Here is a 7149-nt window from a genome sequence, read left to right on the forward strand (position 1 = left end):
ACAGCGGCCACCCAGGCCGCATGACCAACATGTCACCTATCCGTGCAGCAGTCCCACCCTGGCTCGTCGTCCATCTTGAAGCCACCGCTGGGGTAGTCAGCGGCAAACCTTTCGATAACATCGAGCGGCAACCGAATCTATTCAGACTTCCGACTGAGCATTGGCGTCTCGCAGGCTCGACCCAGCGCATGAAGTGCCTTGTGAACCTGGTCCACGCGAAGCTGAGGTGGGTGCTGCCTTGGAACTGGAAGCCTGTACGGAGCGAGGTTGCCTTCACTCGACGAGGTCGGTGGGGTCATTTGAGGCTCGTGACGAAGGAGCAACTGCGCCGCTATCGCCGTCACTGAGAACCTGGCCTCCGTATTCAACGGTCTCCGCCGCGCCGCGGGACCTCGCCCGGGCGACCACTCGACTGGCTCTGACGAGTCATGTCCTACGGTGAATCAGGATTCTGACTTCGTCCACGGCTCGGACTGTGTGAGTGAGTACAGGTACGCCATCGCGGGGACGACGATGATCGCGGCTAGGACGACGACGCCGAGCAGTGCGGCGAGTGTGGCTGGTGACCCGGCGGCATCGGCAATGCTGACTTGGTCGACAAGTAGCCAGGGGTACTGGGCTATGCCCCAGCCGAGTACCACCGCCGCGCCGGCAAGCACCGCGGTGAGGCGCGCCGCCGGGAAGCGGCGCGCGACCAGGAGCACCAGTGTGGCGAGACCCGCCACGGCCGAGATGCCGATCAGGGGTGCCGCCTTCCCGGTCAGACCGGCGTAGAGAGTCGGGGCGTCGTGCTTGATGGGCACCAGAGCGACGAACACGATCAGCCCGGTCGTGACGCCCACGGCCAGGGACCGGATCCGTAGCTGTGCCGTGAGCACGAATGCACTGGCGCGGGCGGCGTCGGCCACGAGGAACACCCCGGCCAGGAAGGTGCAGGTGCCGACCGCGATGAGGCCCCCGAAGATCGAGGTGGGGTTGACCCAGGAGTCGATCAGCGGGCCGCGTCCGGTCGCCGGCACCCGGCCCGACGCGATCGCCCCCGCGACACAACCGAAGAAGAACGGTGTGATCAGCGAGGAGGCAGCGAAGAACGCGCCGAACAGCCGTGCCTGGGCGAGGGTGGCGGCGTACTTGCGGAAGGCGAACGAGGCTCCGCGCAGGACGATCCCGAGCAATGCCAGCAGCAGCGGGATGATCAGGGTGCTCATCATGGCCGCGAACGAGACTGGGAACGCAGTCCACCAGGTCACCAGGCAGAAGATCAGCCACACGTGGTTCGCCTCCCATACCGGCCCGATGCTGTGGTCGATGAGGGTGCGCAGCTCGGCTCCCGACGCGGAGCCACCCGCGGTCAGGTCGAAGAATCCGGAGCCGAAGTCGGCGCCGCCGAACAGCGAGTAGGCCAGCACGCCCACGAAGAGCGCGGCGGCAGCGGCCAGCGCGAGGGTCATCGGTCGGTTCTCTGAGTGTCGGAGAGTCGCGCTTGCGGTCCGTAGGGGCTGGGCAGGTCCAGCTCACCCGAGCGCCAGCGGCGCGCCATCGACCGGAGCACGACGTAGGCGCCCACCGTCATGGCGGCGTACACCAGGAACGTGACCCCGAACAGCCACCACAATCCGGAGTTGCTGCCCGCCGCCTCGGTGGTGCGCAGCACGCCGAACACCGTCCACGGCTGCCGACCCACCTCCGTCGCGATCCACCCGGCCTCCAGAGCGATGATCGCGAGCGGACCCGCCGCCGCGGAGAACCGCAGGAACCAGCGGTTCTCGAGCAGGTCACGATCGCGCCAGCGAGTCCACCAGAACAGCACCACGGCCAGCGCCAGCAGGGTGCCGATCCCGACCATCGACTGAAAAGCCAAGTGGGCAATGTTCACCGGCGGCTGGTCTGCGACCGGGATCGTATCCAGGCCCTGGACCGGGGTGGTGAAAGAGTTGCGAGAGATGATCGATCCGAGCAGCGGGATGTCGATCGCCCCCCGGACCTGACCATCGACCAGGACACCGCCCAGACGCAAAGGGGACGGGCTCTCGGTCGTGGTCGCGAGCTCGAACGCCGCCAGCTTCGAGGGTTGGGTGCCACCGAGCCGTAGCCCCAGCAGGTGCCCGATGAAGGGCTGCACCAGCGCTGCCGCGCTAGCGAAGACGAACGGGACGCTGAACCCGAGCCGGTGGTGCGCATCGACGCGGCCGCGGAGCATGCCCACCGCGTACACACCCGAGACCAGGAAGCCCACGACCATGAACGCGCCCACCCACATATGCGCGAACTGGCCCCAGACCCCGTCGTTGAAGAACGCACGCCACGGCTGGACGTCGGTGACTTCACCGTTGACCATCCGGAAACCCGTGGGGTTGTTCATCCAGGCATTGACCGCGATCACGCTGAACGTGCCGACGACCCCCGAGATGGCCATCGGAATCAACATCAGAACGTGCCGATTCGGGGGCATCCGGCCCCAGCCGTAGAGGTAGATGCCGAGAAAGATCGCCTCAACGAAGAAGGCCAGCCCCTCGACGGCGAACGGCAACCCCAACACGTCGCCGAAGCGACCCATCAGACCGGGCCACAGCAGCCCCATCTCGAAACTCAACACGGTGCCGGAGACCGCACCGATGGCAAACAAGACCGCCGCTACCTTCGACCAGCGCTGCGCCAGGCCCAGTGCCACCTGGTCGTCGCGGCGGATCCCCCGCGAGTGCATCACCAGGATCATCGCGGGGAACGCCACCCCGAAGCAGGCCAGGATGATGTGCCATCCCAAGGTCATCGCCATCTGCTCGCGCGCCGGCAGCAACCCGGCAGGGTCGGCAGTAAGTACCTGGAGCAGCGCGTCGCGGGTGACCACGGTCCCGACGGTACGTGCGCACAGCCGCGAACCGGTCACCCATAGCGCTACTTGTGAAATGTTTCACAAGTCTAGAATGCTCCTCAAGCGCAGCCCCGGGCGCGCTCAGTCGTTCGAGTAGATGCGCTCGTCACCGGCTACCTCGGCTCGCCGTTCAGGTGCCGGCCGCCCTCGAGCACAGGGCTGGTGGGCTGCTGCCTGATCGTGCTCCGGCAACGATCAGGTCGCCGAACCCGCGTGCCCGTGGCTCAGACGCGACCGCCGGTAGTCGCTCGGCGGGGGAGGGGCTCGTCGGGGGAACCAGTCGTGGGCGTCATAAGCTGGCCACTTCGTTGCGCCCACACCTCGAACGCCAGTGTGGCGAAGGGCGGCACCGAACACGCCAGCCCCACCAGGGTGGTCCAACGACCCCATCCGAGCGCGCGTGAGACCAGGAATGTGATCAGCACATACGCGACGAAGATGCCGCCGTGGATGGGTCCGAAGATCCGTACCCCGAGGTCCCCCGCATCCGTGAGGTACTTGAAGTACATGCCGGTCAGCAGACCCGCCCACGAGATGGCCTCGGCCGTGGCGACGATCCGGAACAACTGCGCGTAGGTTCGAGGGGACACTCGGGCAGTGTAGGAGGAGCCGAAAGTCAACCAGACTTTGCATCCGTCGAACCAACGTCGAAAGCCACCAGATGGAATGATCGGCGAGATCGGGCCTTCGACCCGCAGCACAACCCGGGCCGGCACCCGCGTGTGTACGTCGCGGGCCGGCGGGTCTGACGATTCCAGCTCGGCGTGTGCTTTGCGGGCGGTGCGGCCCCCGTGAGGTGGATGGTGGCGAGCGCGTCGGCGGCCAGCAGTTGGAGCGCCGGTTTCACGAGCTCCTCTCGACCCCGTCGCGTTCCTTGAGCATCTGGCGCATCTGGTCGATCTCGGCGAGCTGGGCGGTGCGGATGGCATTGGCCAGCTTGACTACCTGGGGATCATCGGATTTCTGGATCACTGCCTCGGCCATCATTACCCCGGCCTGGTGATGCGGGATCATCAGCTGCAGCCATAGGACCTCGGCGGCCCGACCGCTCGCAGCTTTCAGCCGCGCCAGATCCGCGGCCGATGCCATCCCGGGCATCCGACCGTCCGGCAACATCGTCATCGAGCCGGATCCGGACGGCATGCCAGCCATCCCGGCATGATCCATCCCCGACATCCACGCCATCGACGTACGGGGGGAGGTCTGCGGGAGTCCCCAGCCGTCCAGCCAGGCGTACATCTGGCCGATCTGCTGCTGCTGGCTGGTGATCACGTCGTAGGCCATCGCCCGCAGGCCCGGGTCAGCGCTCTTCTCCCGCACGATCAGGGACATCTCAACGGCCTGGGCGTGGTGGACCTGCATGTCCCGGGCAAATCCAGCCTCGGGACTGTCATCGGCCGGTGGCGAGGCAGGACGGCCCACGAGGTACCCGACCCCGCCGGCCACCACCAAGCCGACTACCAGCAGCACCGCCACCACCGGCAACCAAGGACGGTGTCGGTCGGGGCGGGGGCGAGCGGCAACTTCGGCGTACTCCGCAAGATCCTCTGGCAGAGACGGTTCTTTGGTCATCGAGATCCCCCGATCAGGGCTGCGTGGTCGGGGATGGTGCGGGCATACCGCCGCCGGCGTTCAGTGGCAGGGTGCCGTCGGAGCCGCCGGTGCACGCGGCGCCGCTCTCGGGCGCTTGAGCACCCTGCCGGTACTCCCGGATGAAGGCCGCGAGACGGGGATCGTCCGCACCGTCGAGGGAGAGCTGTTTACCCCACGCCGAGGCGACGACCGGAGCCTTCAGCCCGGGAAACGGCGAGAGCACCGCGTAGGTGCTCGGGATCGCGGCCTTCAGAGTCGCGACCTGAGCGGCCGGCAGATCGGGTCGATACGTGACCCAGACGGCTCCGTGCTCCATCGAGTGCACCGCGTTCTCGTTGGGCACCGGGGTGGGATAGGTGGCGCAGTTGAGCCAGATGGGGTTGTGCTTTCCGCCCGCGGGCGGAGTCTGCGCATACGTAACCGGGGTCTGCACGTGCTCGGGGGTGACCTTGTAGCTCTTCACGGCCGCCAGGTCGGGCTTGTTCGCCTCGGTGCGGATCAGGCTGACGGCGACGCCGCCGACGATGAGCAGCACCGCGGCTGCGGTGACGGAGTAGATCAGCAGAGCACGCCGACGCTCCTTGCGCTTCTGCTCACGCCGCAGTTGCTGGACCCGCGCGGCCCGCTGTGTGTGGTCCTTGCGACCCTTCGAAGACATCTGCTGTCTTGCCTTTCGTTGTTCTGTCCCCTGGCCCGTGCCGGTTGCAGGTGGGAACTGTTTCGGTGGCTGACCTGACGGCTGCCGGGCGCTTGCGACGGGAGCCACAGGCACCCGATGGGAGGTCGGCCGAGGGCGCCTGCCCGCACCGCGGCGATTGCGACGCTCGCCTTGCCCGACGACATCGGGGTCGGGCCCGCAGCGGGTCAACGCCGCGCGGCGCGGTCCTCGCGGCGCGTCAGTCGAAGAGCTCGCCGAGGAAGCCCTTCTTCCGCTTGCCGTGGTGTCCGCCGTACTGGGGCTTGCCATGGTGTCCGCCTTGGTCCCAGCCGTAACCCGGAGGCTGGTTCGCCTGGGCGGGCGGCCCGGGGACCGGGGCGCCGCGGCCCTGCTGGGCGGCCTGGGTGTAGGCCGCCTCGGCATCGATCAGCTGCTCCAGCTCACCGCGGTCGAGGAAGACACCGCGACACTCGGTGCACTGGTCGATCTGAATGCCGTTGCGCTCGTAACTACGCATCGCGCCGTGACATTTGGGGCAGGTCAGCTCGGTTGTCATTGCTTCAGACTCCTTGTGGGGGTCGGTCGGATCCAACGTCGACTACTGTACATATGACAACTCGTTCAACTGTTCAGGAGTTCCCGTGACCCGATCCCAAGATGCCCAGGTGGTGGGCCTCGATGCCTGCACCTCGACCCAAGTCGACGAAGGCCGAGTGGAGGCCACGAGGCCTCTTCTGGTCACCCCAGCGGAGTCGAGCCGGATCGCGGACGCGTTCGCGCTGCTATCCGATCCAGGCAGGGTGCGGGTGCTGTTCGCGTTGCTGGAGGCAGGCGAGACCTGCGTGTGCGACCTGGCAGAGATGGTCGACATGTCCCCCTCCGCGCTGTCCCACGGACTGCGACTGCTCCGCACTGCAGGCGTCGTCACCAATCGCCGCGACGGCCGGATGGTCCGCTACCGCCTCGCGGATAGTCACGTACGCCTTCTCCTCGACGTCACGCGTGAGCACCTCGACCACGCCGTCCACGGCACCCCGGGGGTCTGAGGGATGGGACACGACCACGGCCACAGCCACGCCAGCGCAGCCACCGCCGGGGCCCGACACCGCACACCCCTACTGATCGCCTTCGGCCTGACCGCGGCCTACATGCTCGTCGAACTCACCGTGGGCTTGACCACCGGCTCCCTGGCTCTGCTGTCGGATGCCGCACACATGGGCACCGACGTCCTCGGCCTGGGGATGGCGTTGGCCGCGATCACCCTGGCCCAAGCCTCCGGGAACCCGCAGCGCACCTTCGGCACCTACCGACTCGAGGTCCTCGCTGCCCTGACCAACGGGGTGCTGCTGTTCGGAGTGGCCGGGTACGTGCTGTACGAAGCCTGGCAAAGATTCTCCTCCCCACCCGACGTCCCAGGGCTGCCGATGCTGGCCGTGGCAGTGGTGGGTCTGATCGTCAACCTGATCAGCTTTCGGCTGTTGATGGCCGGGGCTAAGGAATCCCTCAACGTCAAGGGCGCCTACCTCGAGGTGTTCTCCGACATGCTCGGCTCGGTGGGTGTCATCGTCGCCGCCATCATCATCTTCACCACCGGCTGGCGCTACGCGGACCCCCTGATCGGGGCCGCGATCGGCTTGTTCATCCTCCCCCGGACATGGAAACTCATCGCGCAAGCCTTGAGAATCTTGATGGAGGTCGCCCCGCCCGGACTCGACGTGGGCGAGGTCGAGGCCCGGATCAGGGCGCTGCCGGGCGTCGCGGACGTGCACGACTTGCACATCTGGACCGTCACCTCCGGACTGGACACCGCCACCGGGCACGTGGTGCTGGCCGACGACGCCGAGCTACACGCCGTCCTCGACCGGGTCACCGCGTTGCTCGCCGAGGAGTACCACGTCACCCATGCCACCATCCAGTGCGAACCAGCCAGCCACGAAGAACATGTCAACCCCATCTGACCTCCATAGCTGCCGGGACTGCTGCACGGATAGGTGACATCGACTCTGTGGTGCCGTTCGGTGCCGCA

At 67.1% G+C, this 7149-nt stretch carries 8 protein-coding genes; 2 read left to right on the forward strand and 6 right to left on the reverse strand.

Annotated elements, in window-relative coordinates; genetic code table 11:
• Positions 1-443 precede the first annotated feature (443 nt).
• The 6 genes from AX669_RS08665 to AX669_RS08690 all read right to left on the reverse strand — a co-directional run bounded on the left by AX669_RS08665 (position 444) and on the right by AX669_RS08690 (position 5679).
• A complete protein-coding gene (locus AX669_RS08665) occupies positions 444-1451 on the reverse strand; it encodes a cytochrome d ubiquinol oxidase subunit II (protein WP_006945483.1) in 1008 nt (335 codons plus the stop codon).
• Positions 1448-2848, reverse strand: a complete 1401-nt coding sequence (locus AX669_RS08670; protein ID WP_006945486.1) for a cytochrome ubiquinol oxidase subunit I — start codon at positions 2846-2848, stop codon at positions 1448-1450. Before AX669_RS08670 ends, AX669_RS08665 begins: the two co-directional genes overlap by 4 nt.
• Positions 2849-3096: 248 nt before the next feature.
• Complete coding sequence (locus AX669_RS13930) at positions 3097-3462, reverse strand: DUF3817 domain-containing protein (protein ID WP_040014686.1); 366 nt, start codon at positions 3460-3462, stop codon at positions 3097-3099.
• 253 nt (positions 3463-3715) lie between these two features.
• Positions 3716-4444, reverse strand: coding sequence for a DUF305 domain-containing protein (locus AX669_RS08680; RefSeq protein ID WP_006945531.1), 729 nt, complete (start codon positions 4442-4444; stop codon positions 3716-3718).
• A 13-nt stretch (positions 4445-4457) separates the two neighbouring features.
• Entirely contained in the window at positions 4458-5123 is a 666-nt protein-coding gene (locus AX669_RS08685) for a DUF3105 domain-containing protein (RefSeq protein ID WP_006945497.1), read from the reverse strand.
• A 238-nt stretch (positions 5124-5361) separates the two neighbouring features.
• Positions 5362-5679, reverse strand: coding sequence for a zf-TFIIB domain-containing protein (locus tag AX669_RS08690; protein WP_040014676.1), 318 nt, complete (start codon positions 5677-5679; stop codon positions 5362-5364).
• Between the two features lie 85 nt (positions 5680-5764).
• Here AX669_RS08690 and AX669_RS08695 point away from each other — a divergent pair, with 85 nt between their 5' ends.
• Together AX669_RS08695 and AX669_RS08700 are read left to right on the forward strand one after the other, a co-directional pair.
• Positions 5765-6169: a helix-turn-helix transcriptional regulator gene (locus tag AX669_RS08695; protein WP_231729517.1), complete on the forward strand. Its 405-nt coding sequence runs from the start codon at positions 5765-5767 to the stop codon at positions 6167-6169.
• A 3-nt stretch (positions 6170-6172) separates the two neighbouring features.
• A complete protein-coding gene (locus AX669_RS08700) occupies positions 6173-7081 on the forward strand; it encodes a cation diffusion facilitator family transporter (RefSeq protein WP_006945553.1) in 909 nt (302 codons plus the stop codon).
• Positions 7082-7149 lie beyond the last annotated feature (68 nt).

The organism is Dermacoccus sp. CCH2-D9 (genome assembly GCF_001556795.1).
In the GTDB taxonomy this organism is placed as follows: domain Bacteria; phylum Actinomycetota; class Actinomycetes; order Actinomycetales; family Dermatophilaceae; genus Dermacoccus; species Dermacoccus nishinomiyaensis.

What these genes read in the sequence shown, in the direction of transcription:
- AX669_RS08665 (WP_006945483.1), bottom strand. Translation starts at nt 1,451, where the DNA reads ATGACCCTCGCGCTGGCCGCTGCCGCCGCGCTCTTCGTGGGCGTGCTG.
- AX669_RS08680 (WP_006945531.1), bottom strand. Translation starts at nt 4,444, where the DNA reads ATGACCAAAGAACCGTCTCTGCCAGAGGATCTTGCGGAGTACGCCGAA.
- AX669_RS08685 (WP_006945497.1), bottom strand. Translation starts at nt 5,123, where the DNA reads ATGTCTTCGAAGGGTCGCAAGGACCACACACAGCGGGCCGCGCGGGTC.
- AX669_RS08690 (WP_040014676.1), bottom strand. Translation starts at nt 5,679, where the DNA reads ATGACAACCGAGCTGACCTGCCCCAAATGTCACGGCGCGATGCGTAGT.
- AX669_RS08700 (WP_006945553.1), top strand. Translation starts at nt 6,173, where the DNA reads ATGGGACACGACCACGGCCACAGCCACGCCAGCGCAGCCACCGCCGGG.